This window comes from Rhodoferax sp. PAMC 29310, assembly GCF_017948265.1.
Taxonomy (GTDB): Bacteria; Pseudomonadota; Gammaproteobacteria; order Burkholderiales; family Burkholderiaceae_C; genus Rhodoferax.
The window spans coordinates 985,641-1,011,972 of record NZ_CP072852.1; the positions used below are offsets into that span (position 1 = coordinate 985,641).

The 26,332-nt window shown below is 56.0% G+C and carries 28 protein-coding genes and 1 pseudogene; 17 read left to right on the forward strand and 12 right to left on the reverse strand.

Translation table 11 applies throughout. The annotated features are described in order from the left end of the window. The first annotated feature begins 9 nt into the window (after nucleotides 1-9). The 8 genes and pseudogenes from hflC (J8G15_RS04565) to J8G15_RS04600 all read left to right on the forward strand — a co-directional run bounded on the left by hflC (J8G15_RS04565) (nucleotide 10) and on the right by J8G15_RS04600 (nucleotide 6,692). Nucleotides 10-909: a protease modulator HflC gene (gene hflC, locus J8G15_RS04565; RefSeq protein WP_210546367.1), complete on the forward strand. Its 900-nt coding sequence runs from the start codon at nucleotides 10-12 to the stop codon at nucleotides 907-909. Nucleotides 910-968: 59 nt separating this feature from the next. Beyond that, nucleotides 969-1,115, forward strand: a complete 147-nt coding sequence (locus tag J8G15_RS04570; RefSeq protein ID WP_370627535.1) for a DUF2065 domain-containing protein — start codon at nucleotides 969-971, stop codon at nucleotides 1,113-1,115. A gap of 57 nt (nucleotides 1,116-1,172) precedes the next feature. Beyond that, nucleotides 1,173-2,345 (forward strand): ATP phosphoribosyltransferase regulatory subunit, encoded by a 1,173-nt coding sequence (locus J8G15_RS04575; RefSeq protein WP_210546369.1) that lies wholly within the window; start codon nucleotides 1,173-1,175, stop codon nucleotides 2,343-2,345. Then, the gene (locus tag J8G15_RS04580; protein WP_210546370.1) at nucleotides 2,342-3,718 is read left to right on the forward strand and encodes an adenylosuccinate synthase; all 1,377 of its coding nucleotides are present in this window, start codon (nucleotides 2,342-2,344) and stop codon (nucleotides 3,716-3,718) included. Before J8G15_RS04575 ends, J8G15_RS04580 begins: the two co-directional genes overlap by 4 nt. Before the next feature lie 86 nt (nucleotides 3,719-3,804). Beyond that, entirely contained in the window at nucleotides 3,805-4,329 is a 525-nt protein-coding gene (locus J8G15_RS04585) for a phosphoribosyltransferase (protein WP_210546371.1), read from the forward strand. A 15-nt stretch (nucleotides 4,330-4,344) separates the two neighbouring features. Next, nucleotides 4,345-5,553, forward strand: a complete 1,209-nt coding sequence (locus tag J8G15_RS04590; protein WP_210546372.1) for a PLP-dependent transferase — start codon at nucleotides 4,345-4,347, stop codon at nucleotides 5,551-5,553. Between the two features lie 52 nt (nucleotides 5,554-5,605). Next, a pseudogene (locus J8G15_RS04595) lies at nucleotides 5,606-6,427 on the forward strand (DUF2189 domain-containing protein). Between the two features lie 79 nt (nucleotides 6,428-6,506). Continuing rightward, the gene (locus J8G15_RS04600) at nucleotides 6,507-6,692 is read left to right on the forward strand and encodes a hypothetical protein (protein ID WP_210546373.1); all 186 of its coding nucleotides are present in this window, start codon (nucleotides 6,507-6,509) and stop codon (nucleotides 6,690-6,692) included. Here the strand turns inward: J8G15_RS04600 and mnmH are convergent. Together mnmH and J8G15_RS04610 are read right to left on the reverse strand one after the other, a co-directional pair. Further along, nucleotides 6,689-7,783 (reverse strand): tRNA 2-selenouridine(34) synthase MnmH, encoded by a 1,095-nt coding sequence (gene mnmH, locus J8G15_RS04605; RefSeq protein ID WP_210546374.1) that lies wholly within the window; start codon nucleotides 7,781-7,783, stop codon nucleotides 6,689-6,691. The two genes, J8G15_RS04600 and mnmH, sit on opposite strands and share 4 nt — an antisense overlap. Continuing rightward, entirely contained in the window at nucleotides 7,780-8,454 is a 675-nt protein-coding gene (locus tag J8G15_RS04610; protein ID WP_240538442.1) for an arylesterase, read from the reverse strand. The genes mnmH and J8G15_RS04610 overlap by 4 nt, the downstream gene beginning before the upstream one ends. On the opposite strand from J8G15_RS04610, the gene J8G15_RS04615 reads away from it, so the two are divergent. From J8G15_RS04615 to J8G15_RS04625, 3 genes are all read left to right on the forward strand, one after another. Further along, nucleotides 8,453-9,142: an ABC transporter ATP-binding protein gene (locus tag J8G15_RS04615; RefSeq protein ID WP_210546376.1), complete on the forward strand. Its 690-nt coding sequence runs from the start codon at nucleotides 8,453-8,455 to the stop codon at nucleotides 9,140-9,142. The genes J8G15_RS04610 and J8G15_RS04615 overlap by 2 nt on opposite strands. 80 nt (nucleotides 9,143-9,222) lie before the next feature. After that, nucleotides 9,223-9,990: a 23S rRNA (guanosine(2251)-2'-O)-methyltransferase RlmB gene (gene rlmB / locus J8G15_RS04620; protein ID WP_210546377.1), complete on the forward strand. Its 768-nt coding sequence runs from the start codon at nucleotides 9,223-9,225 to the stop codon at nucleotides 9,988-9,990. A 47-nt stretch (nucleotides 9,991-10,037) separates the two neighbouring features. Continuing rightward, complete coding sequence (locus J8G15_RS04625) at nucleotides 10,038-10,382, forward strand: hypothetical protein (protein WP_240538443.1); 345 nt, start codon at nucleotides 10,038-10,040, stop codon at nucleotides 10,380-10,382. Here J8G15_RS04625 and J8G15_RS04630 read toward each other — a convergent pair. The 6 genes from J8G15_RS04630 to J8G15_RS04655 all read right to left on the reverse strand — a co-directional run bounded on the left by J8G15_RS04630 (nucleotide 10,379) and on the right by J8G15_RS04655 (nucleotide 17,463). After that, entirely contained in the window at nucleotides 10,379-10,969 is a 591-nt protein-coding gene (locus J8G15_RS04630; RefSeq protein ID WP_240538444.1) for a chromate transporter, read from the reverse strand. The genes J8G15_RS04625 and J8G15_RS04630 overlap by 4 nt on opposite strands. After that, nucleotides 10,966-11,577, reverse strand: a complete 612-nt coding sequence (locus J8G15_RS04635) for a chromate transporter (protein WP_210546378.1) — start codon at nucleotides 11,575-11,577, stop codon at nucleotides 10,966-10,968. The genes J8G15_RS04630 and J8G15_RS04635 overlap by 4 nt, the downstream gene beginning before the upstream one ends. Nucleotides 11,578-11,580: 3 nt before the next feature. Continuing rightward, nucleotides 11,581-12,927 carry an HD-GYP domain-containing protein gene (locus tag J8G15_RS04640; RefSeq protein WP_210546379.1) on the reverse strand — a complete coding sequence of 449 codons (1,347 nt, stop codon included), beginning with the start codon at nucleotides 12,925-12,927 and terminating at the stop codon, nucleotides 11,581-11,583. 151 nt (nucleotides 12,928-13,078) lie between these two features. Continuing rightward, a complete protein-coding gene (locus tag J8G15_RS04645) occupies nucleotides 13,079-13,972 on the reverse strand; it encodes a triacylglycerol lipase (protein WP_210546380.1) in 894 nt (297 codons plus the stop codon). A gap of 51 nt (nucleotides 13,973-14,023) precedes the next feature. Further along, on the reverse strand, nucleotides 14,024-16,183 hold the full coding sequence (locus J8G15_RS04650) for a 3-hydroxyacyl-CoA dehydrogenase NAD-binding domain-containing protein (protein ID WP_210546381.1): 2,160 nt from the start codon (nucleotides 16,181-16,183) through the stop codon (nucleotides 14,024-14,026). A 74-nt stretch (nucleotides 16,184-16,257) separates the two neighbouring features. Continuing rightward, nucleotides 16,258-17,463, reverse strand: coding sequence for an acetyl-CoA C-acetyltransferase (locus tag J8G15_RS04655; protein ID WP_210546382.1), 1,206 nt, complete (start codon nucleotides 17,461-17,463; stop codon nucleotides 16,258-16,260). Between the two features lie 112 nt (nucleotides 17,464-17,575). On the opposite strand from J8G15_RS04655, the gene J8G15_RS04660 reads away from it, so the two are divergent. Together J8G15_RS04660 and J8G15_RS04665 are read left to right on the forward strand one after the other, a co-directional pair. Further along, nucleotides 17,576-18,739, forward strand: coding sequence for an acyl-CoA dehydrogenase family protein (locus J8G15_RS04660; protein WP_210546383.1), 1,164 nt, complete (start codon nucleotides 17,576-17,578; stop codon nucleotides 18,737-18,739). A gap of 19 nt (nucleotides 18,740-18,758) precedes the next feature. Further along, on the forward strand, nucleotides 18,759-19,337 hold the full coding sequence (locus J8G15_RS04665; RefSeq protein ID WP_210546384.1) for an MOSC domain-containing protein: 579 nt from the start codon (nucleotides 18,759-18,761) through the stop codon (nucleotides 19,335-19,337). A 128-nt stretch (nucleotides 19,338-19,465) separates the two neighbouring features. On the opposite strand, the gene J8G15_RS04670 is transcribed toward J8G15_RS04665, so the two are convergent. Together J8G15_RS04670 and J8G15_RS04675 are read right to left on the reverse strand one after the other, a co-directional pair. Further along, nucleotides 19,466-19,861 (reverse strand): nuclear transport factor 2 family protein, encoded by a 396-nt coding sequence (locus J8G15_RS04670; protein WP_210546385.1) that lies wholly within the window; start codon nucleotides 19,859-19,861, stop codon nucleotides 19,466-19,468. Nucleotides 19,862-19,988: 127 nt separating this feature from the next. Further along, nucleotides 19,989-20,384, reverse strand: coding sequence for a hypothetical protein (locus J8G15_RS04675; protein ID WP_210546386.1), 396 nt, complete (start codon nucleotides 20,382-20,384; stop codon nucleotides 19,989-19,991). Between the two features lie 533 nt (nucleotides 20,385-20,917). Between J8G15_RS04675 and hflK the strand changes: the two genes are divergently transcribed. Together hflK and hflC (J8G15_RS04685) are read left to right on the forward strand one after the other, a co-directional pair. Continuing rightward, entirely contained in the window at nucleotides 20,918-21,982 is a 1,065-nt protein-coding gene (gene hflK, locus J8G15_RS04680; protein ID WP_210546387.1) for an FtsH protease activity modulator HflK, read from the forward strand. Beyond that, entirely contained in the window at nucleotides 21,979-22,980 is a 1,002-nt protein-coding gene (hflC, locus tag J8G15_RS04685; RefSeq protein ID WP_210546388.1) for a protease modulator HflC, read from the forward strand. Before hflK ends, hflC (J8G15_RS04685) begins: the two co-directional genes overlap by 4 nt. A gap of 172 nt (nucleotides 22,981-23,152) precedes the next feature. Here the strand turns inward: hflC (J8G15_RS04685) and J8G15_RS04690 are convergent, their stop codons facing one another. Further along, entirely contained in the window at nucleotides 23,153-23,362 is a 210-nt protein-coding gene (locus tag J8G15_RS04690; RefSeq protein WP_210546389.1) for a hypothetical protein, read from the reverse strand. A 437-nt stretch (nucleotides 23,363-23,799) separates the two neighbouring features. Here J8G15_RS04690 and J8G15_RS04695 point away from each other — a divergent pair, with 437 nt between their 5' ends. After that, nucleotides 23,800-24,852, forward strand: coding sequence for a TauD/TfdA family dioxygenase (locus J8G15_RS04695; protein ID WP_210546390.1), 1,053 nt, complete (start codon nucleotides 23,800-23,802; stop codon nucleotides 24,850-24,852). A 334-nt stretch (nucleotides 24,853-25,186) separates the two neighbouring features. Here the strand turns inward: J8G15_RS04695 and J8G15_RS04700 are convergent, their stop codons facing one another. Further along, nucleotides 25,187-25,780: an HD domain-containing protein gene (locus J8G15_RS04700; RefSeq protein ID WP_210546391.1), complete on the reverse strand. Its 594-nt coding sequence runs from the start codon at nucleotides 25,778-25,780 to the stop codon at nucleotides 25,187-25,189. 385 nt (nucleotides 25,781-26,165) lie between these two features. Here J8G15_RS04700 and J8G15_RS22000 point away from each other — a divergent pair, with 385 nt between their 5' ends. Further along, nucleotides 26,166-26,303: a heme-binding protein gene (locus J8G15_RS22000; protein ID WP_210546392.1), complete on the forward strand. Its 138-nt coding sequence runs from the start codon at nucleotides 26,166-26,168 to the stop codon at nucleotides 26,301-26,303. Nucleotides 26,304-26,332 lie beyond the last annotated feature (29 nt).

The following is a 26,332-nucleotide window of genomic DNA, read 5'->3' on the forward strand; positions in this document are numbered from 1 at the left end:
GAGTCAAGTATGAATCGGCTAGGTTTTATTTTTTCATCGCTGCTATTCGCTTTGGCGTTGGCGAGTTCTATGCTATTTGTTGTGGATCAGCGCCAGTTTGGCGTGGTCTATGCCTTGGGGCAAATCAAGGATGTCATTCTTGAGCCAGGCTTGAATTTCAAGCTACCCCCGCCTTTCCAGAATGTCTCGTACATTGACAAGCGCTTGCTGACTCTTAACAGCACTGACAACGAGCCCATGTTGACTCTTGAGAAGCAGCGGGTTGTTATTGATTGGTATGTTCGCTGGAGGATTTCTGAGCCAACTGAATATATCCGCAACGTCGGAACAAATGAAGCCGCTGGTGCCAGCCAATTGAATCGGGTGGTTCGCAACTCATTTCAAGAGCAGGTGAACAAACGCACGGTCAAAGACTTGCTGTCCTCTAAGCGCGAGGCATTGATGGCCGACGTTAAACGAGAAGTGTTGGCTCAGGTGCGAGGCGCCAAACCTTGGGGCGTTGATGTCGTTGACGTTCGAATCACCCGGGTTGACTATGTGGACGCAATTACAGAATCTGTGTACCGCCGCATGGAAGCTGAACGCAAGCGTGTCGCCAATGAGTTGCGTTCGACTGGTGCTGCCGAGGGTGAGAAGATTCGGGCCGATGCTGACCGCCAGCGCGAAGTGACCGTTGCCAACGCTTATCGTGAAGCCCAGAAAATCAAAGGTGAGGGCGATGCAGAAGCAACCCGTGTCTATGCCGAGTCGTTTGGCCGGGACCCGCAATTTGCAAAGTTCTATCGGAGTTTGGACGCGTACAGGTCAAGCTTCAATAAAAAAGGCGATGTTGTGGTGATCGACCCTTCGTCTTCAGAGTTCTTTAATGCTATGCGTGGCAATACCGCACCAGCTGCAAGCAAGAAATAAGTTGATTCTGGATTGTCTTGACCGCTGAGTCACTTTGGCTTGCTTTGGCCCTTGTTCTTGTGATCGAGGGCCTTTTCCCTTTTTTGTCGCCATCCACATGGCGACAAACCTTTTCACAGTTGCTGCAATTGAATGATGGTCAGCTTCGTTTTGTTGGGATATGCAGCATGACGATCGGCTCGATTCTCATTTGGTTTCTGGCTTAGGCGATTACGGGCTTCAAGCCCGGTAAAATCTCCGTTTTAACAGCACCCTCAAAAAACATGTCTGCTTGGGTCCTGCCGGATCACATTGCCGATGTCTTGCCGTCCGAAGCGCGGCACATCGAAGAATTACGTCGTGACCTATTGGACATGGCGCGTTGCTATGGCTACGAACTGGTCATGCCGCCGTTGATGGAACATCTTGAGTCTTTGTTGACTGGTGCGGGTAAAGCATTGGATCTGCAAACATTCAAGTTGGTGGACCAACTCTCGGGTCGCATGATGGGTTTGCGCGCCGACAGCACGCCACAAGTGGCCCGTATAGACGCTCATTTGCTGAATCGCCAGGGCGTCACCCGCTTGTGCTACTGCGGCCCAGTCCTTCACACTCGCCCTGGTGCACCACACGCCACTCGCGAACCGTTGCAGTTTGGCGCCGAAATCTATGGTCACGCCGGACTGGAGGCTGATTTAGAGATTTTGCTGCTCGCCCTTGATGTGTTGAAGGTTGCAAAAGCGCCGCCTCTGACTGTCGATATGGCGGACGCTCGAATTGTTAGAGCCTTGTTGGATGGCAATCCCGTCGATGCTGAGTTATTGGCCCAAATCCATGCAGCATTGGCGGCCAAGGACAGCAGTGAGCTCTCCTCCTTGACTCGAGGTTTCCAGGCTGCGTCGCGCGAAGGCCTATTGGCGCTACTACGCCTCTATGGAGACGCGCAGATACTCGCCGAAGCCAAAAAGACGCTGCCTGCTCTTCCTGGGGTGCAAGAGGCGTTGTCTAGCTTGGCTTGGTTGGGCACTCAGTTGGAGAGCTCAAAGGTGAGTTTCGACCTCGCTGATTTAAGAGGGTATGCCTATTACACCGGCACGCGATTTTCGATTTATGCCCCTGGCGCCAGTGATGCACTTGCACGGGGCGGGCGATATGACGAGGTCGGTGCCGTATTTGGCCGCAGTCGCCCCGCTGCAGGCTTTAGTCTGGACATAAAGGCGTTGGTTGGCGTGCTAGCACGACGTCCATTGCACTCAGCCATCCGCGCTCCCTGGAGCGACAGCACAGAGTTGCGGTCCGAGATTTCGAAACTCAGGTCGAGTGGTGAGACTGTGGTCTGCGCACTTCCCGGACACGACAGTGAAGTTGATGAGTTCCATTGTGATCGCGAGCTGGTTCAGATCGCGCAGCAATGGGTCGTACAAACTATTTCAGATAAATGGAACGAACAAAAATGATCGCAACAAAAGGACGTAATGTCGTCGTCGTCGGGACCCAGTGGGGTGATGAGGGCAAGGGAAAACTGGTTGATTGGTTGACCGAAAGTGCGCAAGGTGTTGTTCGTTTTCAAGGCGGACACAACGCAGGCCACACCCTGGTGATCAACGGCGTGAAGACCGCGTTGCACTTGATTCCAAGCGGCATCATGCGCCCTGGCGTCAAGTGTTATATCGGCAACGGGGTGGTGTTGTCAGCCACCAAACTCTTCGAGGAGATCGAAGGGCTTGAAAAAGTTGGGGTTGAGCTGCGTTCGCGGCTGCGTATCAGCGAGGCGTGCCCGCTGATATTGCCATTCCATACTGCGTTGGATGTTGCCCGTGAAGCTGCGCGTGAAAAGGGCGGTAATGCCAAGATCGGCACAACTGGTCGCGGCATTGGTCCAGCGTATGAAGACAAAATTGCTCGCCGCGCATTGCGCGTTCAGGATTTGAAGTTCCCCGAGCGTTTTGCCGCAAAGTTGCGTGAGCTGTTGGCGCTGCACAACCATGTATTGACTACTTACCTGGGTTCAGCAGCATTCGATTTTGGCACCGGACTGGCCCCTTACATGGCCGACGGCCAGGTGCTTTTTCAGCCGGTTTATGACGAAGCCATGCGTCAGGCTGAGTTGCTCAAGCCGATGATGGCGGATGTGTCTCGTGAACTTAACGAAGCGCATCTAAAGGGTGAGAATCTGTTGTTTGAAGGTGCGCAAGGCACACTTTTGGATGTTGATCACGGAACCTACCCATTTGTGACATCCAGCAACTGTGTTGCTGGCAACGCCGCAGCCGGCGCTGGTGTTGGCCCAGGCCTGCTGCACTACATCTTGGGCATCACAAAAGCCTACTGCACCCGTGTGGGTGGCGGGCCGTTCCCAACCGAACTGGATTGGGAAGCGGCAGGAACTCCCGGCTACCACATGAGCACGATTGGCGCCGAGAAGGGCGTCACAACGGGGCGCAGCCGTCGTTGCGGCTGGTTTGACGCGGCCTTGCTGAAACGCTCGGCACAGGTCAATGGCTTGACTGGGCTGTGCATCACCAAGCTCGACGTTTTGGACGGTTTGAGTGAGTTGAAACTTTGTATTGGCTACGAGCTGGACGGGGAAACCATCGACATCTTGCCGATGGGAGCAGATGACATCGAACGCTGCAAGCCCATTTACGAAACCATTGCAGGCTGGACCGATAGCACCGTTGGCGTCACACAATATGAAAAACTGCCGGTGAATGCCAAGCTCTATTTGCAACGCATTGAAGAAGTGACCGGGGTTCCAGTGCACGTTGTTTCGACCAGCCCTGATCGGGATCACACTATCATGATCCGTCACCCCTACCACGCTGATTGAGCTGGGTGAAGTTTATTTTGTACACAAAAACTGCATCTAGCCCTTGCGCTATATGTGTATAGTGCTATTAATTAAGGAGCAACTTTATGCTGACAGAAGACGGCAAACACCTGTACGTGAGCTATGACGAGTATCACAATCTGATCGAAAAACTGGCGATCAAAGTTCACCAGTCTGATTGGGAATTTGACACCATTTTGTGCTTGGCTCGTGGAGGCCTGCGCCCAGGAGACATATTGTCGCGGGTGTTTGATAAGCCGTTGGCCATCATGTCCACCAGTTCCTACCGCTCTGACGCGGGCACGGTGCAGGGCAACTTAGACATCGCCCGCTACATCACCACGCCCAAGGGTGAAATTGCGGGGAAGGTGCTGCTGGTGGACGATTTGGCCGATTCCGGCCACACGCTGAATTCAGTGATTGGTCAGCTTAAGAGCAACTATGCGCCCATTACTGAACTTCGCAGTGCAGTCATCTGGACCAAGGCTTTGTCGACCTTCTCGCCGGACTACTCGGTGGAGTTTTTGCCGACCAACCCTTGGATCCATCAACCGTTTGAAGGCTACGATGCGTTGCGTCCCGAGCAATTGATTCAAAAGTGGAGCGTATAAAGCCTGGCTGAAACAATGACGGACCTCACCACGACGCTGATACACCACCCCTACAAGCCTCCAGAGGGATTTTCATCGCCGCAACCGGGCGTATTCAAGGCATCCACTGTTATTTTTCCTAGCGTCGCTGCGATGCGCGACTTTGAGTGGAAGGACAAGTCCGCCTACACCTATGGTCTGCACGGTACGCCGACCACCTATATGCTGGAAGAGCGTTTGTGCACATTGGAGGGCGGGCTGCAATGCCTACTTTTGCCAAGTGGATTGGCCGCCATTGCGAATGTCGCCTTGTCCTTGTTGTCTACAGGCGACGAAGTCCTGATTCCGGACAATGCGTACGGGCCAAACAAAACGTTGGCCGAGGGTGAGTTGTTGTCGTGGGGCATCTCCCACCAGTACTACGACCCCCTCGATCTCAAGGACCTCGAAAGCAAGATCACCGACAAGACCCGATTGGTCTGGCTTGAGGCGGCCGGATCGGTCACGCTGGAGTTTCCTGATTTACCCGCTATGGTGAAACTGTGCCATGCGCGCGGGGTCCTGACGGCGCTCGATAACACCTGGGGTGCCGGGCTCGCCTTTGCACCCTTCGACCTGCAGCCCGGGTCAACTCCGCCTCTCGGCGTTGATGTGTCCGTGCACGCCTTGACCAAATACCCCAGCGGGGGAGGCGATGTACTAATGGGTAGCGTGGTCACACGCAACACAGCGCTGCACATGAAACTCAAGTTGACCCATATGCGTATGGGCTTTGGCGTTGGCGCAAACGATGCAGAAGCCGTGATGCGGGGCCTGCCCAGTATGAAACTGCGCTACCACGCCCATGACGAGAGCACACGACAATTGGTTGCTTGGGCTGAAACGCGCGCTGAATTTTCTCAGGTGTTGCATCCATCATTGACCTCGTCGCCCGGGCACGCCCAGTGGCTTGCCTTGTGCGGGGGTGAGATGGGCTCTGCAGCTGGCCTGTTCTCGGTGGTGATCGACGAACGCTACACCCAAGTTCAGGTGGACAAATTTTGTGACTCCCTTCTACTTTTCAAGGTGGGGTACAGCTGGGGTGGGCCAATGAGTTTGGTCGTTCCGTATGGACTAAAGTCGATGCGAGCTAACTGGCCAAGCTATATCCGCCGCGGTACCGTGGTTCGCTTTTCCATTGGTTTGGAGTCGGCTAACGACTTGAGAGTCGACTTGGCCCAAGCGTTGGCCAAGGCGTTGCGCTAGCTCAGTGTTTTCCTGAGTGGTCGCTGATGCTGATCACCGCTATGCTGACAGGATGAATGCCTCCGCCCCCACACCCTATGTGCCGCCGCCCTCTGAGGCGCCTTTGAAGGAGATTGTTTCGCTCCGTCTGAGCGACCCCTTTCGGTGGCTGCAACGCGGCGCCCGGGATCTGTGGGCGGAGAAAGGCATTGCACTTTTTTATGGGCTTTGCTTTTGGTCAATGGCGCTGGTCTTGGGGCTGGTCTTCCGAAGCAGGCCGGAATATGCGATGTCAATCGCCTCCGGTTGTCTTCTAGTGGGCCCATTTCTGGCCATGGGCCTCTACGAAGTCAGTCGCCGCCGTTAATTGAGTATTCAACCCGAATTGGGCGCATCACTGACCTGTTGGGACGATCACCTCAAAAGCATGAGCATGCTGGTCTTGGTGTTGATTGTTCTGGAGTTGCTCTGGGGTCGTGCGTCGTTGGTTGTGTTCGCCGTTTTCTTTAACACCGGAATGCCATCCACCACCGGTGTCATGCAGGCTATTTTCAACCCTGAGAACTGGGAGTTCCTGTTGGTCTACCTGATCGTGGGCGGTGCATTTGCCAGTCTCGTTTTCTCGGTGGCAGTGGTGTCGATCCCAATGATTCTGGACCGGGATACCGACGCTATCTCAGCAGCGATCACCAGCTTGCAGGTCGTGTTTGCCAATGTGGCGGTCATGGTTTTGTGGGGGGGACTTTTGAGCTCGCTCGTTTTTGTCGCCTTGTTGCCCTGGGGGGCTGGCCTGATTTTGGTGGGTCCTTTGTTGGGCCACGCCAGTTGGCACGCCTACCGAGGGTCCGTCCGCTGGCTAGACGATGCTGCCCAAACACCGGAAACCGCGGCTTGAAACATCAATATCCCTGTCGCTGGGGCCGAGGCGCGCCTTGGGAATGTTAAAGTGGGCGCCATCAACTTGAAAGCACACATTGGCAACACCAAATTACGGATACGAGAAGCGTCAAAAAGAACTGGCCAAGAAAAAGAAAAAAGAAGACAAACTCAAGCAGAAGGCTGAGCGCAAAGTCGGAGACCCGTCTGGGGACGACAACGCTTCTGACAATGACGGTATCGATCCGGACCAAGCTGGCGCAGACACTCCTGCTCAATCCTAACGGTACTCAGCCCTGACCTCGGCTGCAATGGCCGAGGATTCACGAGTCATTTGAATGGCTAAGTCATTCATGGCCTGCTCTGAATGGTCAACCGGCGAAATGACTCGCGCCAGCTCAAAATGCTTGAAATTGCGACGCATGGACTGAAGGTACACGGGGTCGTAGTGTTGCGTCAGTAGCTCTTGCACTACGGCGCCAATGTCTCCGGCTCGCACCTGACTCAGCCAACCGTCAACCACCACGTTCCCACGAAATTCAGACAGTACCTGCAGACGCCCGCAGAAATCCTCTGTGTTTTGTACAAAGAAATCGTAGTCCTCCATCAGCAGCGCCACGCGCTCAGCGTCAGGAAGCACCAAGTTCAAACACGGGCTTTGGCGCATCGCGTCGATCAACGAGGCTGGAACCGCCACGTTGCCAACCTTCTTGCTTTCGCTTTCCACGTACACGGGGCGATCCGGGTCAAATTGGCGCAAGGCATCCCACACCAATGTGTCATAACGCTTTTGCGTCGGTTGAGGTATGCCGGGCAGGGCGCCCAATACCGAACTGCGATGGTTCGCCAAGTCCTCCAAGTCAAGCACTTGCTCGCCTTGTTGTGCCAGTGCCTTCAGCAAGCGCGTCTTGCCTGAGCCGGTGGTCCCACAGACCACGCGCCAGTTCAATGTATTGACAAGCCGGGGAATATCCAGAACCAATGCGGCGCGGAACGCCTTATAGCCGCCTTCCACCAGCGTCACCCGAAACCCGATTTCAGACAGGATGAGGGAGAGTGAACCACTTCGTTTGCCACCTCGCCAGCAGTAGGCCAGCGGCTTCCAGTCTTTGGGTTTGTCAATCACCTCGCGATCAATGTGACCAGCGATATTGCGTGCCGCATGGGCTGCACCGCGCTTTTTCGCTTCAAACGCATTGACTTGCTTGTAGAGCGTGCCAATGTCCCGGCGCTGATCATTGTCAAGAGTCGGCCAGTTGACGGCACCCGGCAAATGGTCTTCGTCAAACTCTCCCTCGCTGCGGGCATCGACGATGGTGTCGAACTCATGAAGCCGTTGCAGCAAGTCTGCAGCGGGAATGGGGGTCAAGCTCATTTCAGTAGTTTCTTCAGTTCAGGCCATACATTGGCCAACATGGTGGGGTGAGCTTCTGCCTTGGGGTGGATTCGGTCCGCTTGAAACATGGCGGTGCTGTCAGCGGTGTCGGCGATCCCTTTCAGCAAGAAGGGCACAACCCCAGCCTGGTTCGTCTTGGCAACCACGGAAAACAGATTGGCAAACTGGGCGGCGTATTCGCTGCCGTAGTTCGGCGGCACCTGCATGCCAACGAGTAATACTTTGGCCCCGGCCGCCTGGGCCGCCTTGGTCATAAAGTTGAGGTTTTCCTGGGTCAGCCGAAGTGGCAGACCACGCAAGGCGTCATTCCCGCCCAACTCAATGATCACGTAGCCTGGGTTGTGCTTGTTCAGCAGGCCGCTCAGGCGGGACCGCCCGCCCGCAGTCGTGTCGCCACTGATACTGGCGTTGACCACGGAGACGCCGGGGCGCTCGGTTTTGAGCTTTTCGTCCAACAATGCCACCCAGCCCGTACCCCGTTTGAGGCCATACTCGGCGCTGAGCGAGTCGCCCACCACCAATATCGTCCGCTCAGGACTGGCACCGCCAGCGGTCGCTGCGAACGCGCAATTCCCCGCCGCAGCAATGAGTACCGGGAGCGCGATAAAGTGACGCCGGTTCAAAAGATGTCGATACAAAGAAAGCCTCATGTCTGATTCAATTATTGCTGTAGAGCACGTTTTCAAGTCCGTCACGGATTCAACCGGGACACTCGACATTTTGCGCGATATTGATTTTGTGTTGTCGGCCCGTGAAACCGTGGCCATCGTGGGCGCTTCGGGATCAGGCAAAAGCACTTTGTTGTCCATTATTGCCGGGCTTGATACACCGAGCCGAGGCACCGTGCGTCTCGCTGGACAGGACCTCTTTGCCATGGACGAAGACGCCCGTGCCGCCTTGCGCGCTGAGAAAGTCGGCTTTGTGTTCCAAAGCTTTCAACTCATGGGCAATCTTACGGCACTTGAAAACGTGATGCTGCCCCTGGAATTGGCAGGTCGGCGGGACGCCCGCACGGCGGCTACCGAGATGCTCGCCCGCGTGGGCTTGTCGGAGCGCCTTGGCCACTACCCAAAGGTGCTCAGCGGCGGAGAGCAGCAGCGCGTGGCTTTGGCCCGCGCCTTTGTGGTCAAACCGGCGCTGTTGCTGGCCGACGAACCCACCGGCAGCCTTGACTTTGCCACCGGCGAGAAAATCATGACTTTGATGTTTGATCTGAATCGCGAGCTGGGCACCACGTTGGTGCTCGTCACCCATGACAAGGCCATTGCCACTCAATGCTCCCGCTGCATCACGATAGAGGCGGGTCGGGTACTGGAGAGCATGGCTGATTTGCAGTGAAATAGGCGATCTGACCGCCGTCAGCCGTGCTGATGGCGCTTCATTATCTATAGCGACCTTCATACCGCGATAATCGAGCCATGTCTTCATCCAAAGTTCTATTCGGCTTTCATGCCGTCGGTGTGCGTCTGAAAACCGCTCCCAAATCCGTCATTGAAATTTACTTCGACCCCAGCCGCCGCGACGCGCGTATGCGCCAGTTTCTGGACAAAGCCAACGGAGCCGGCGCCCGTTTGATTGAGTCCGACAGCGCTCGATTGGTCAAACTCTGCGGAGGCCACGGTCACCAAGGCGTGGCAGCTCGAGTTCAGGAACTGGCCCAGGTGACTTCACTGGACGAGTTGCTGGAACAGCTGGAGGCGTCCCAAGCCGAGAAACCCCTCGCCGAACGCGTGGCGCCACTGATTCTGGTGCTGGACGGCGTTACTGACCCTCATAATTTGGGTGCTTGCCTGCGTGTGGCAGATGGCGCTGGCGTGCATGCCGTTATCGCGCCCAAGGACCACGCAGCGGGTATCAATGCCACCGTGGCCAAGGTCGCCAGCGGCGCTGCTGAGACCGTGCCCTATTTCATGGTGACCAATTTGGCCCGCACCTTGAATGAACTGAAAGAACGCAATATCTGGATCATTGGCACCAGCGACGTAGCGCCGAAGACCTTGTACCAAACCGATCTGAAGGGGCCTGTGGCCCTGGTGTTGGGCGCCGAGGGTGATGGCATTCGTCAACTTACTGCCAAAACCTGCGACGAATTGATCAGTATTCCGATGCATGGCGCTGTCGAAAGCTTGAATGTCTCGGTGGCCAGTGGCGTTTGCCTCTACGAGGCACTGCGTCAACGCAGCTGATTGAGGACAGATTTTAGGCCGGGTTTAATAACGAATCGAGGATGCATATGAAGCGATGGACGATGCTTGCGGTAGCGCTTGCTGCTGCTGTGGTGAGTGTGAGTTGCACCCAGGAGCAACAAAACAAGATCAGCCGCGACATTCAAAACTGGACCGGAACCAACGGGGTACTGGAGATTTACGCTGGCGACAAGGTGGTGCGCCGCTTTCTCAAGATTGACAAGCTCAGCACGGCCATGGGAACCGATGACAACAAGCCGCGCCCCTACCGTTTTGGCTACGGCGTGTTTGATGAAAATCTGAATTTTGTCGCAGACCCCGGTGAGAAAAAGGTCTACTTCGAAATTAGCGACTACGCCACCAGCTACCTGTTTTTCGAAAACCCGCATTAAATCCAGTTAAACCAGCCAACAAGGCCACCCAAGCCCAGCAACCAAAGCAGGTGGACGCGGGTGCGCCAGACCACCAATGCACTGAAGGCCGTCAGCAACCACGAGCGCCAGTGATCCAGGCTACGACCCTGACTCAGTGCCAAAATCAGGCCGGTGGCGATCAACAGAGCAATCACGATAGGCGCCATGCCTTGTTTGAAAGCCCGCACCACACGCAGCTCTTTGTGTCGATGAGCCCATCGGGCGGCCGCAAAGGTGAGGGTGGTACTGGGCACCAGAATGCCCGCCATGGCGATGATCATGCCCAAGGCTGCCAAGCCCCAGGCCATCGGGCCAGCACCCAACCCACCCCCAGCATTCACGCCCACATTCCATCCGAGAAGCGCAATAAACAAAACATTCGGCCCAGGAGCCGTTTGAGCCAAGGCGATGGACGAGCTGAACTGGCTGTCGGTCAACCAATGCCGCTCGTCCACCAAAAAACGGTGCATCTCGGGCGCGGTGGTGATCGCGCCGCCGATGGCCAGCAGGGAAAGCGACATGAAGTGGGTCAGCAGAGCCAGCCAGTCGGCAGGTGTCATATTCATTCGGAATCCTTGGCAAGGGCCGTTTTTCGAAGTTGTCGATAAGCCCAAACCCAAGCCGGTCCACCGGCCACCACCAACACCGCAATCAATGGCACCCGAAATGCGGCAATTGCCACGATGGTGACCACCACCAAGAACCAGCAAACCACCGATCCCATTATGTTTTTACCCAGCGCCGCGGCAAGTTTCAGCCCTGTGGCAGCAATCAGCCCTGCGGCCACGGCCCCCAACCCGGTCAGTGCCCCCTGTACATGGGGCGAATCCGCGACACCTGCAAAGGCCAGGGCCACCAGTATCACCACCAGCATCGGAAACGCCAGCATGCCCGCTAGCGCCACCAGCGCCCCCCGCATTCCAAAGTACCGGTCGCCGATCATCAACGACAGATTCACCACGTTGGCGCCAGGCAGTATTTGGGCGACTGACCAGTCCTCCAGAAATTGCTCTCGCGTCATCCATTTCTTTTCTTCCACCAATTCACGCTGAACAATCGCGACCACTCCGCCAAAGCCTTGCAATGCGAGGCGCGTGAATGACCAAAAGAGATCTCGCAGGTTTTCAGGGCGACTCAGCCCAAGCTCCGTGTCAGCCGGTTGGGAGGCGTTCATCAGTCAATCCAACGGCGCATTGATGACATCCTCACCTTCGACTGCCTCGGAGCCGGCATCAGCCTGGCCAAAAACAGGTCGAACCATGGTTTGAACACTTCCAATCCACGCACTCAACGGTTCGGGGTAACTCTCCCGCTCGCCCAATTTCCAACGACTTCGGGTTTGTCTGGCGAGAGTGCGCAACTGCCAAGCGGCTTCCCGAGTGATGAGTGAAATTTCGATCAGGATGTCATCATCCAGGCTCTCTCCCAATTGGGTCAACTGATCGGGTGCAGCCCCCACCTTGGCCAGCGCACGCCGAACTTCCTTGAGTTGGGCGCCAAGCTTGTGCAACTGATCCAACCGGGCACTCGACAGATCGGTTTGTTGCAGCAAGGCGTCCGGCCACTGGTCCATCAGAACGTTAATCTGTCGCAAGAGTTCCAATGGCTGTTCGGCGCGCTCGACCTCCATCAACGGCATGTCGTCTTTGGGTCGCAACAATCCAATCACTTGCATGGCCAGCGTCGCGTCAAAGCGGTGGGTGTTCATGCGCAGCAACACAGACAGTCGCAACTCTGCACCGGGGAGGTTGCTGGAAAACATGGCCGCAACCACCTGGGCAATGCCCAGAATTCGGGCCAATGGCCCAATGGCGTCACCCGTCAGATTACGCGGGTAACCTGATCCATCCAGGTATTCATGGTGCTCCCTGACCGCTCGCACAACTTCCTTGGGGTATTGATGGTGTCGCTCGATCAGCGCGGTCGACACCAAGGGGTGAACATAAAGTTGACGGCGCTGTTCACGGTTCAGTGTCTTGCTGGGTTGCATCAGACGCGGGTCGACGTGCAACATGCCAATGTCATGCAGCATGCCGGCCATCACAGCCGCGTTCACGTCGAAGCGGGACAGCAAGGGCGTTTTGCTCAGCCACGCGGCGGTAAGAGCGGTTCGAAGCAAATGCTGATAAATTGGTGGATGAAGGTCTCGGGCGATTGTGAGTTGCAAAGCGATGGGTGCGGGCAGGGGCAGGGTCTGCAATGCGTCCAGAAACAGGTCCCGGGTTTTGTTGTCTGGCGCCATACGACCAAACAATGGCTTACTGTCCAGAATTAGTTTAGCGTCGTCCCGAAGGGAGTCGCCAGTCAGTCCGTTAGCGCTTGCGACGCAGTTTTCAATGGGGGCGGACAGTTTGTGTTGCGTCAAGCGCTTGTACAGCGCCTGGTTAATGGCCACACCCTTGTCAACGATTTTGACGCCACTGTCATTAAAGATGGCGCAGTGGGCCACGACCACCTGCGTCTCTCCCAACTTGGCTACAGCTTGTGTGAAATGCTGTTGGTCGCCGGTATCAATCTCACTCAAGACGCTTCCTCGGTTTCTAAGAAATTTCCATGCCTTTGAGCTTACCGCAGCGACAGCCCCTAAACAGCGAGGTGTGCCCCTATTTATCAGCCAACCCAACTGCTATCTATTGAGTTCCGATGGTGGCAATACCGCTCAGACAAGCCGCTTTCTAAAGCTTCGGTATGTCCAGTTGGCCCACGATCCAGTTACGAACTTGCGGATTGAAGCAAAGTTCAATGTGACCCAGCCCCTCAAAGACCTCGACTGCAGCGCCGGGCAAGACTTGCTCTTGCTGCGGGAAAACGATGGCGTCCTGGGGGCTCAGAGCAATCTGCATGAGGTGGTGGGTCGCCAATGATTCACTGTCGGTCAAAGCTTTCAGCCACGGGCTTTGCCACACCATTTGCCGACTATTGGGTGTGAAGGGGAAGGGGTCTGCCTTCGTCCCGGAATGCGGCGTGCCCAATGTGAGGACTCGGGCCACGCGGGCCGATCCGTACTCACGCATCCATGCTCGAATGACCAATCCGCCCATGCTGTGTCCGACCAGGGCCACCTGTGCGGCACCCGTCTCCTTGCACAAGCGCTCCACGGCTTGCTCAACCAGCGGTGTGTAGTCATCAATGCTGGTAAATAAGGGCTCCAGATCCACCGCCAACACCGGGTGTCCGGCGCGCCGCAGGTCGACGGTCAAGCGGTCAAAAATACGATGGTTGCACACATAGCCATGGACCAAAACCATTGGGATTCGTTGCTCGGCCCCTAAAGCGGGCATGACGGCGGGTGCGCGAAATGTCCACGGCATCTCCAGCAAGGCCAACCGAAGCGTTGACCAATTTTCACCAACAATAGAACGCCACCAAAGCATTGGATTGGTCCCGGCAGGGTAGGCGCGCACAGCGGCAATGAACACAATCAGTTTGATGGAAACCACCGGAAGCATCAAGGCACCAATGGTCGCCCAGCCCGGCGAAATCTCAAGTTTGCGAGTCACCCACCAGCCCAACAGACCGCCGAAGAACAGTTGCGTGATGATGATTCGGCGGAGCAGGCTGGCAAGCATAAAGGACGTTTTGAGTGAGTTCAGGAGAGAAAACCAAGTTTAGAGGGAAGCTCAATAGAAAGGTTGAATTTGCTTAAGGTTGGCTTTGACCTCATCGGTCAACACAAATCCATGACCATAGCTTGCCGCCAGCTCGCTGCAACGATGGGCGAAGGCCTCAATGCCCATACCGTAAATAAACTGCAGGGAGCCCCCCGTCCAGGCTGGAAATCCGATGCCGAAGATGGAACCCACATTGGCTTCATGCACGCTGGTCAACACTCCCTCGGCAAGGCAGCGTGCCGTTTCCACTGCCTGGCGGTAAAGAAGACGGTCTTTGAGATCCGTGATGTTCCAGGTCGTTTCATCCTTTTCAAACAATGGTTTGAGTTGCGGCCAGAGAATTTTTTTAGCGCCCTTCTCTGGCGGGTACTCATAGAACCCGGCACCACCGGACCTGCCAGGTCGCTTGTGCTGGCGCACCATGTCGGCCAACAGCAGTTCGCCGGCTGAGGCGACATAGCTCCGACCTTCGGCCTCACAGTCGGCTCTGGCCTGGTCCATCACGTGCAGGCTCAAGGTCAATGTTGTCTCGTCCAACACTGCCAGTGGCCCCACCGGCATGCCGCATTGAATGCCGGCGTTTTCAATGGCCGGGGCGGGAATGCCCTCGCTCAGCATGGCCACGCCTTCCATCACAAAGGTGCCAAACACCCGGCTGGTGAAGAAACCCTGGCCATCGTTGACCACAATGGGCAGTTTGCCCAGCGCCTGCACGTAGTCAAAGGCCTTGGCTACAGTGTCGTCGCTGGTTTGGGGGCCCCGAATGATCTCTACCAGCTTCATTTTGTCGACCGGGCTGAAAAAGTGGATGCCTATGAACTTCTCAGGCGCCGCGCTGGCCTGGGCCAAGCCACCAATGGGCAATGTTGAGGTATTGGAGGCAAAGAAGCCATCGGATGCCAACAGGGGCTCGGCCTCCTGCGTGACCTGAGCCTTGAGTGCGCGGTTCTCCACCACCGTCTCAATAATCAAGTCACAACCGTTGAGGTCGCTCGCTTGCTCGGTGGTCTGAATCAGCGACAAATGCTGGGCCTGCTGTGCGGCACTCATGCGGCCTTTGGTCACGCGCGACTGGGTGAGCTTGGTGCTGTAGGCCTTGCCCGCCTCGGCCTTTTCCAGCGTGATGTCCTTGAGCACAGTGGCCATGCCACGGCTGGCCTGCGCATAGGCGATGCCCGCCCCCATCATGCCGGCGCCCAGCAAGCCCACCTTCTGCGGCTTGAAGCGCGATGTTTTCCCCGGGCGTGACTGGCCGCTTTTGACCGAGTTCAGGTTGAAGAAGAAAGTGTTGACCATGGCGCGGGCATTGGCCCCCGTCATGAGTTGGGCAAGGTAGCGGCTCTCAATGCGCAGCGCCGTGGGCACATCCACCTGGAGCCCTTCCACCATGCAGGCCAGAATCGCCTCCGGAGCAGGGTAGAGCCCACGTGTTTGTTGCTTGATCATGGCCGGCGCCACGGCCAGCATGGCGGCCACCTTGGGGTTGGCCGGGGTACCGCCCGGTACTTTGTAGTCTTTGGCCTCCCAGGGGTGCTGGGCCACCGGGTGGGCGGCAATCCAGGCCAGCGCCCGTTCGTGCATGTCTGCTGCGGCATTGCTTGATTGAGGAATGAGCTCATGCACCAAGCCAAGCTCCAGCGCTTTCTGGGGTGAAAATAATTTGCCTTCAACCAGATACGGTTGGGCACCCATCAATCCAAGTTGACGGGTCATTTTGGTCACGCCACTGGCACCGGGCAACAGACCCAAAGTGACCTCTGGCAAACCAAACTGAATCTTTGAGTCGTCAATCGAGATGCGGTGATGACCCACCAAGGCCACTTCCCAACCGCCGCCCAGCGCGGTGCCATTCAAGCAACTCACAACGGGCTTGCCCAGGGTTTCCAAGGTGCGAAAGTGGTGTTTAACGCGCTCAATGCCGGCAAACACCGCAGCGGCGTCCGAGGCTTGCAGACGCATCACGCCTTTCAGGTCAGCACCGGCAAAAAAAGTGGTTTTAGCTGAGGTCAGAAGCAGCCCACGGATGCTGTTCTTGTCCTTCAACACCTGTTCCGACAATTCGGCCAAGTCATCCTGCCACTGTAGGCACATGGTGTTCACGGGCGAGTTCGGTTCATCAAAGGTGACGGTGGCAATGCCGTCTTGCAAGTTGTAGTGGATGGTTTTCATACTTAATTTGCTATAGATAAAGGAGCTGCTCGCGCATTCTGGACGGGCGCTAGAGGTATAAATTACCTGAAATATCAGACTCTTTCCACAATGGTGGCAATGCCCATGCCACCGCCCACACACAGGGTGGCCATGCCGTACCGCAGCTGGCGCCGGTGCAACTCGTCAATCAAGGTGCCCAAAATCATGGCGCCGGTGGCACCCAGCGGGTGGCCCATGGCAATGGCACCGCCGTTGACGTTGACCTTGTCATGCGGGACGCCCATCTCCTTCATGAAGCGCATGACCACGGCGGCAAAGGCCTCATTCACCTCAATCAAGTCCATCTGGTCGATCGTCATACCGGCTTTGGCCAGTGCCTTGCGGGCGGCGGGCATGGGCCCGGTCAGCATGATGGTGGGGTCAGCCCCACTCAGCGCCACGGAGACGATGCGGGCGCGGGGCGTGAGGCCATGGGCCTTGGCCGCCGACGCAGACCCGATCAATACTGCCGCAGCGCCATCCACAATGCCGGACGAGTTGCCCGCGTGGTGCACATGGTGAATACGCTCTACCTGGGGGGAGCGGGTCAGTGCCACCTGGTCAAAGCCCATGCCGCCCATTTGCTCAAACGCGGGTTTGAGCGAGGCTAGCCCCTCCAACGTGGTGTTGGGTTTGACGAACTCGTCTCGCGCCAAAATGATTTGTCCCATGGCGTCTTTGACGGGCACCAGAGAATGGTCAAAGTAGCCGCTGGCGCGGGCGTGGGAGGCTCGTTTTTGGGACTCCAGGGCAAAGGCATCCACGTCCTGGCGAGTGAAGCCGGCCAGTGTGGCAATCAGGTCAGCGCCAATGCCTTGCGGCACGAAGGCGGTGGCGGAATTGGTGTGCGGGTCCAGCGCCCAGGCGCCGCCGTCTGAGCCAATGGGCACGCGACTCATGCTTTCCACGCCTCCCGCTACAACCAAATCCTCCCAGCCTGAACGCACCTTCTGTGCCGCCATGTTCACAGCCTCCAGACCCGACGCACAAAACCGGTTGATCTGAACGCCAGAGCAGGTGAAGTCCCAACCCGCCTTGAGGGCGGCCACCTTGGCAATCACGGCGCCCTGGTCACCGACCGGGGAGACCACGCCCATTACCACGTCATCCACGCAAGCAGTATCCAGGTCATGGCGTCGTTGCAGCTCGGTCAGAACGCCCGCCAGCAAGTCGACTGGTTTCACTTCATACAGGCTCCCATCTTTCTTGCCTTTGCCACGAGGGGTGCGGATGGCATCAAATACATAGGCTTCAGTCATGGGGTCTCCTGGGGGGAAATTGGGTGCTTGCAACCCAGCAGGGTGCAGTAAAGTGCGTTGAGGCGCAAATCATCCCTGTAAACCGCAGCAATTGAGTCAACTTGGAGACAACATGATTGAGAGAACACTATTCACGCCGGACCACGAAACCTTTAGAGACAGCTTTCGCCGATTCCTGGACAAAGAGGTGGCCCCGTTTCACGCCGACTGGGAGGAGCAGGGTTTTGTGGACCGGGCGGTCTGGAACAAGGCGGGCGAGAACGGCTTTCTGTGTGCCACCATGCCCGAGGCTTATGGCGGCTCGGAGGCCGACAAGCTGTACTCCGTGGTACAGATGGAGGAGCTGAACCGCGCGGGGTTCACCGGCATTGGTTTTAGCTTGCACAGCGAAATCGTGGCACCCTATCTTCTTCATTACGGCACCGAAGATCAAAAAACCCGCTACCTGCCGAAACTGGCCAGCGGCGAAATGATTGGCGCCATCGCCATGAGTGAGCCCGCCGCCGGGTCAGACTTGCAAGGCATCAAGGCCACGGCCATCCAGCAGGCCAACGGCAGCTACCTGCTGAATGGCAGCAAAACCTTCATCACCAACGGTTGGCACGCCGACTTGGTGGTCGTGGTGGCCAAAACCAACCCCGGTGCCGGTGCCAAAGGCACGAGCCTGCTGCTGGTGGAGCGTGGCATGGCGGGTTTCTCCGTGGGCAAACGCTTGAAGAAACTCGGGTTGAAGGCCCAAGACACCTCTGAGCTGTTCTTTGACAACGTCAGCGTGCCCGCCGCCAACTTGCTGGGCGGACCGGCGCACGAGAATAAGGGCTTTATCTGCCTGATGGAGCAGTTGCCCTGGGAGCGTCTGCAAATCGCAATTGGTGCAGTGGCAGCGGCCGAGGCGGCGATTGGCTGGACGGTGGACTACGTCAAAGAGCGCACCGTCTTCGGCCAGCCGGTTGCGTCGTTTCAAAACACCCGCTTTAAATTGGCTGAATTGCAGACCGAGGTGCAGGTGGCCCGCGTCTTCGTGGACAAATGCACCGAGTTGGTCTTGAACAACACCCTGGACACCGCTACCGCCAGCATGGCCAAGTACTGGTGCAGCGACCTGCAATGCAAGGTGATGGACGAGTGTGTGCAGCTCTTTGGTGGCTATGGCTACATGTGGGAATACCCCATCACCCGTGCATACGCTGATGCACGCGTGCAACGTATTTACGGTGGCACGAATGAAATTATGAAAGAAGTCATCACACGGGCCATGGGCTTGGGCGCAAAATAAGCCATCCTAAGGATTCAATATGCCTACATTGCTCGGTGTTCAGGTTGCCAAAGCCCGTCGTGCCCAGATTGGGGGGCGCGCGGTGTTAACAGCTATTTTCAAAACTGCAGTGAATGGCCCGATCGTGGTGAAGCCATTGGGGCTGGCGGGCGATGAGCAAGCTGATTTGTCAGTCCATGGCGGGCTGGATAAAGCCATTTACGCGTACCCCTCAGAGCACTACCCGTTCTGGTCTGAGGCCCGGGCGCGCACTGGCTACGCCGAAATTGATGACGCCTTGCTGTTCGGATCCATGGGCGAAAACCTCAGTCTGGAGGGCCTGCTGGAAACGGAGGTATGGGTGGGCGACGTGTTCAAATTTGCCCACTGCAGCCTGCGCGTGACCATTCCCCGCGAGCCCTGCTACAAATTCAATGCCACCATGGGCTACAGTGGCGCGGTCAGGGCCATGGCCCAAAGTGGCTTTTGTGGCTGGTACTTGGCCGTGGACCAACCGGGCACGATCAGCGCGGGGGAGTCGTTCGAGGTGGTGCCGGGCCCAAGAAGCCTTTGCATCCTCAAGTCGTTCAACGCCAAGATGGCCAAGCCCTTTAGCTGATTTTCGTTGTTTGCTATATAAATAATAGCTACTCACGTATTATTTTATTGGGCCAGGGGATTTTTTCTTGTATTTTTCGCCACCAATCCAGCGACGCCATAGCGCTATGGCAGAGGTGCTTATTCAGCTTACCGAGGCGCGGCCGACTGCAACATCGCCCCCATCGCTTGGTGGATCAGATTGATGGCTTTCAAGGGACGAATCATCACTTTGAAGTCCACAATCTGGCCCGCATCGTTCCACGTCATCATGTCAACGCCATTCACTTTGATGCCGTCAATCTCCACCTGGAACTCCAGAATCGCATCGTTGGGACCTACCACCTCTCTGACATAGCGAAACGAGTCATTGAAAAACACCTTGAAGGCGGCTGACACATACTGATAGGTCACGGCCTTGCCCACTTGAGGTGTGTTGACAACGGGTGAGTGGAAAACGCAGTCGTCGGCCAACAGTGCCTTGAGCCCAGTTGTGTCACGGGTGCGAGCGACCTCATGCCAGGTGGCCAAGGGGGTGGGTGTCATGGGGTGTCTCCAATGCAAAAGAAGAAGCGAGGCAGTAAGGGATGCCACCCGCGTGTGAATCGGCATGCTATCGACAATGTCCCGGTGCCGGGTCATTCATCTGTCGCTCATTCGACAAAGCGCAGGCTTAGCGGCCCGGTAACTTCACGTCAAACCGCTGGCCGCCATAGCCAAAGTGTTGGTCTCGGCCTTGCACGGAAACGCGACCAAGCCCTTTGGGCACTTTGACCTCATAGAGGTCCCTGGTAAAAGGTTGTTCACCCGCGTGATCGTGCGCCAGCAAGCGCTCGCCGTACACCTCGTCTTTGGGGCCCAACACCCGAAATGCGTCAGCGTAGCGCTGGGGTGAGTCGTAGGGCGATGACACCGTCACCTCAAAGTCAAACGTGTCGGCGCCACGGGCCTTAACCTGAACGGCAACCACGTCGGGATACTTCTGCTCTGCGCCACCTGCGGCCCACAGCGAGGTCGATAGCGAAACACTGAGCAGCACGGAACCGAGCAGGGAGGTTCGTTTTATCATGGAAAACAGTTTAAGCGGAGCGGTTCATGGCTGGGGTAGGGGTGCAATTCAGCGTGATTAAGTGGCGACCACTTCTGCGCTGGCTGGGAGCCTCTTTTACCTTTCGCTGGCTGTGACGTTAAATCGCGGGACGACCCGGTCTTAAAGAAGGCTGTGATATGGTTGAACCAGATCAATCCATCATGGGTCATGAGCTGGCATTGCAAAGTTGCTAATGCTTGTCGTAACTCCCTGACACCCCAAACCCCCTTCTTCGAGTGTGCGTCGCTCGATCTAAAAGTCATCCGGTTTTTGAGGTGCCTCAAGACCTGCGCTGGTTGAGCGACGGGAAGTGGTTCTTTCCTGATTTTTCTTGGCAATACCGTTGCGAGCATTAACGACTTCTTGTTGGTTGTGATGAACGGCCGTAGATGGGCAATCCTGCCAGCCCGCCATGAAATTCAAAATGGAGATTTATACAAATAGGCTCGTTGCTGAACGCAATAAGAGCACGCTGAGGATTACCTCATTGATTGACAACAAAGGAGATACAGATGTCAAACGATAACATCGAGCGGGGTCCGTGGAATACCGGCCGCAACCAGGGGCCCCCCGATATTGATGCACTGCTGCGGCGAGCGGGGAACTGGTTCAAACAACTCATGCCCGGCGGAGGATCCAGTGGTGGGCCAAAGAGCGTGGTCACCATTATTTTGTTGGGCGTGGTCGCACTCGGTGCGTGGACGTCTTACTACACGGTGCCGAGCGATTCGGTAGTTGTAATCCAACGATTTGGTAAATATCTCACGGAAGTGCCGCCAGGATTGCACTTCAAACTGCCGTTGGGCATCGACATAGCAACGGTTGTTCCTGTCAAGCGACAGTTGAAACAGGAATTCGGTTTCTCCACGCCGGATGCGAATGATTTATACCAGACGCCAACCGACGGAAAGCGGGAGACCGAAATGGTGACCGGCGATCTGAATGCCGCGCTGGTCGAGTGGGTGGTTCAGTACCGCATCTCGGATCCGGTTAAATTTCTGTTCGAGGTTCGCGAACCGCGCGCCACTCTGCGCTATGTGTCCGAATCCGTGATGCGGGAAGTCGTCGGCGACCGCACCGTAGACGAAGTCATCACCATTGGTCGACAGGAGATCGAAACCGAAGCCCTCGTCAAGATGCAGCAGCTCTCTACCAAGTACGCGATGGGCATCAGCATTGACCAGGTGCAGCTGAAAAATATCAATCCACCCGCACCGGTGCAGAGTTCGTTCAACGAAGTGAACCAGGCGCAGCAGGAAAAAGAGAAGTTGATCAACGAAGCTCGCCGCGATTACAACAAGGTGATACCGCTGGCCGAAGGTGAAAAGGATCAACGCATCCGCGAGGCCGACGGATACCGGCTCAAACGCATCAACGAAGCGGAAGGTGACGTGGCCCGCTTCAACGCCTTGCTGGCGGAGTACACCAAGGCCCCGGAAGTCACCCGTCGCCGCATCTATATCGAGACCATGCAGGACGTGATGCCACGCATACGCTCAAAAATAATTATCGATGAACAGGCGCGTAGCATTCTGCCCCTGCTGAATCTCGATCCAAAGAAGGAGGCGAAGCCATGAAGATCAGCCAGATAGCAATCGTCATCGTGGTCGTCGTTGGCGCCTACCTGACGTCGAGTTCGGTCTACACGGTCAGCGAAGTAGAGCAGATGGTCATCACGCAGTTCGGAAAACCTGTCGGCGAGCCTGTGACGACTGCGGGACTGAAGTTCAAGGTGCCCTTCATCCAGGAAGTCAATTCGATTGAGAAACGCGTTCTTGAATGGGACGGTAGCCCGTCAGATATGCCTACCAAGGACAAGCTTTACATTTCGGTCGATCTTTTCGCACGCTGGCGAATTACCGATCCGCTGCAGTACTTTCTGCGGCTACGCGATGAACGCAGCGCTCAATCGCGGCTGAACGACATCTTGGGTAGCGAGACCCGCAATGCGATCGCCAAACACGAACTCATCGAAATCATTCGAACGACGAAGGACCGCGTGCCGCTGCGCGACACCTTACTGACCGCGGATGAGCGCGCGCAGGATATGGGCGCACTTGTGCCTATCCAGAAAGGCCGCAAATTGGTCGAGAATGAAATCTTTACTGAGGCAGCCGAGAAGGTTCGCGTGTTTGGCATCGAACTGCTCGACATTCGCTTTAAACGCATCAACTACAACGAAAGTGTGCGTCCGAAGATCTACGACCGCATGATCAGTGAACGCCGCCAGATCGCCGAACGTTTTTTGTCAGAAGGCAACGGCGAGGCCGCCCGAATCGGTGGCGATCGAGTCCGCGACCTGAATAAAATTCAGTCAGAAGCCTACCGGCAGGTCGAGGAAATTCGAGGTGTCGCAGATGCCAAAGCCACCGAAATCTACGCCAAGGCTTATAACCAAAGCCCTCAAGCCGTCGCGTTTTATGAGTTCACACGCACCATGGAGTCCTACAAGTCGACCATTGCGGACAACACGACGCTGGTTCTGACCACCGACAGTGATTTGTTCAAATTTCTGAAAGGCATGAATCCGGGTGGAAATAGTCTTTCTGGCCAGCGTTCTAGCACCAGTCGCTGAGGTTGAACGGATGGGGCGCCTGAAAAAAGGCGCCTCGCTGTATTAACTGACCAGCGACACTGCCTCGCTCAATTGGCCTCGCAAAAACGGGCCTGGCATCCGTGATGCGCGGCGGCCTGTAGTGGGGTCCGGCTCCCAGATGGTCGCCGGCCGCACAGGTATTCAGTCCTGCTCAATCCTTGAGGTCCACCCCCAAAAAATTGAGCTTTTTTGCATATGAATCCCTGCGCTTTGAAGCCTTTGCCGCCGTATCTACGGCCGTCTGAATAGCCATGGGCCCTTTTTTTGAAACAGCTTTGATCAAGCCGAACTTGTGAGCAGCATCTGCCTCCGCTCTCCTGAAAGCGGCGATGAGTTCGGCATGGGGGACGGATTGATTCACAAGGACCTCGTTGGCTAAAGTGCTATTTTCTGCGCTTTTACCCGCTCATATGCATCTTATGCATATTTCCCCGCGACGGTCGCTCAAACGGATTCCTTGAATAGCTGATCAGCAGGAGCTGGCAGCAAGCAGCGGTTGAGATCCGCTGGGCTCTTTTCAGTCCACTTGGCAAAGTCCCTTACCAGTTGGCGCTGATGGGTATTTGCAAGTTTTACTTTGAAATTGAATGATCGGTTAGCTCCCGATAGCAGCCATCAAAAGTGGAAAATTTTCATGATTCAATGGGCCAAGTTCGGTCAATACTGATGGCCAGTTTAAAAATAGGACAGTTAGTGACAAATCAAAAATCGAAACCCCAGCCTTTGATTGACCAGGCTGCTGAGATAAGGAGCCCACATTGGCCCTTTTTCGGCTGAAAGTCTGCGGATAATCGTTGTATGAATATTTCAGATTTGCCCAAAGTAATCACTGGCCCGGCAGCATGGATTGGCTCTGCGATGGCAAGGGATGAGGACTCCTGGCTGTACCACCTTTCGTCCGAACATATTTCTGATTTGGAAAATGCAGCGCGTCACTACCTCTCCTTGGGCCGCGACATCGGCGAGATTTCAGCGACTGATTTTCCGTTGCTCTCATTCGCAGGCTACTTGAAAGCGTTGCAGAAGAAGCTGTTGCACGGCAATGGAATCGAAGTGCTGCGCGGTTTGCCCGTTGCAAGCTACAGCCAGGAATTTGCCGCCACGATTTTCTGCGGCATCGGCGCCCATCTTGGCAGTGCGCGGTCACAGAATGCGGCAGGGCATATCCTCGGGCATGTACGTGACCTCGGCGCATCGTCCCGAGATCCGAACACGCGGATTTACCAAACATCCGAGCGCCAGACCTTTCATACTGACAGTGCTGACGTTGTAGGTTTGTTATGCATTCGAGAGGCGAAGGAAGGCGGACGATCCTTGCTGGTGAGTGCTGAGACGATCTACAACCGAATGCGGGAGCTGCGCCCTGACTTGCTCGAGAGGCTGTTTGACCCTATAGCCACTGACCGCCGGGGCGAAGTACCCGAAGGCGCCAACCAATGGATGACGATACCTCCTTTGAGCTGGCATGAAGGCCACCTGACCGTGTTTTACCAACGTCAATATATCGACAGTGCGCAAAGATTCGAAGGCGCAATGCGCTTGACGCCTGAACACGTTGATGCGCTCAACATGTTTGACGCTTTGGCCAATGCTCCTGACCTCCATTTCGGTATGCAGTTGCAGCCCGGTGACATGCAGTTTGTTTACAACCATTCGCAACTGCATGACCGCACCGGATTTGTCGACTGGCCCAATCCCGTTAACAAGCGACACCTGCTGCGGCTTTGGTTGTCCGTGGCGGGAGATCGGCCGCTGCCGGAATGCTTCAAAGAGCGCTATGGCTCTATCGAGATTGGCAAACGCGGCGGCATCATGACCAAGGAAACACGGCTGCATGCACCTCTAGATTGACCTTTAGGGCATGGTCGACTTCATGTCCGTACTTACCTTGAACGGAACCGGAGTGAATGAGCGCTGTGGTGCGCATTGAATGGGTCCCGTCGTTCCAAAGATCCAACCCGATCTGCTTAGCCCACACCTCTCACGGATTGGTAGCCGTAGTCCCCGGCGAACGGTTTGGAAGCCCGTGGTTAAATTAGTTTGACGCGATGGATCCAGAAAATCGCACACACTCCTTCAAGCTCTTGCTCCAAGACTTCCAACAAGGTCCGTGACGAGACTTGTTGAAGTGGGATCCCAAGAATCGGCGAAGTTGCCATGAACGCGCACCATGCGGGCCTACTCGTTAGGCGGAGTTTTGATCGTCGGCCATTGCGGCCTTGTATACGGACCGCTTTGGCGAAGCCATGAGGCGTCGCACCATAGGTTCAAAGTGACTCAAGGGATACGCTTTCGCCTTAGGATCGAACGCAGGGTTGTCATACAAATTCACAAACTCAGCAGTACGCTCGTAGCAAGTATGGAGCTTGAACATGTCTCGCATGTTGCGATCCAGGCCGATGTAGTGGAAGAAGTTGTAGCCTTGAAAAATGCCGTGATTCTGGATCATCCAAAGATTTTCTTCGCTGACGAAAGGCTTGAGAATCGCTGCGGCAATGTCTGGATGGTTGAACGAACCAAGCGTGTCGCCAATGTCATGCAAAAGGGCGCACACCACATATTCTTCATCTCTGCCATCGTCGAGCGCGAGAGTAGCCGCCTGTAGACTGTGCGTCAGTCGGTCAACGGGAAATCCCCCGAAGTCTCCGTCCAGGAGTCGCAAGTGCGTGAGCACTCTGTCTGGCAACTGCTTGGCCATCTGTATCGCTTCAGGGACGATGCAATCCCAGTCCGCTTTTGTGCTTTGTTCCATGCGTGTGAATGTCGCTTGGCCAATCATATAAGTCTCCTAGAAAAGGGGCGGGTGAAGCAGTATAGGGTTGGATGGGCGCAGTGGCTCAATGGCCGGCTGTCAGGTTTTGGTAGGGCGCGGTCCCCCAGCTTGGTGCAGTTCACAACTCAAACCTGTCCATTAGAGACATTACCTTCGATTCGAAAGTGGCTGTTCACGGGGGATGCAGAGGACACTGGCGAGCCAAACCTTGAATTCACATGCGCGGCATCATCCGCGTGTCAAATGTCCCAAGTGTTGTCATGCCTTGTTCCGCGCACGCAGCCAAATGGAGTGATCGAAGCTAAGCTCCAGAGGCATTCGTGCAACAAAAAGAAAGGGCTTGACGCCATGATTTCGACCCACCGGTCTTTGTTTTTTTGCCGCCGCGCAGATGTTTCAGCTTGAGGAGCCAGTATACGAAATCGTCAAAAAAGAGTCTGACTTCGAGCTGCGCAGCTACCGGCCAATGATTGTTGCCGAAGTTTTCGTGCAAGGTGACATTTCGACTGCAGGCAAGGAAGGCGCTTGATTGGTCAAGGACTACATATTCCGCGAAGG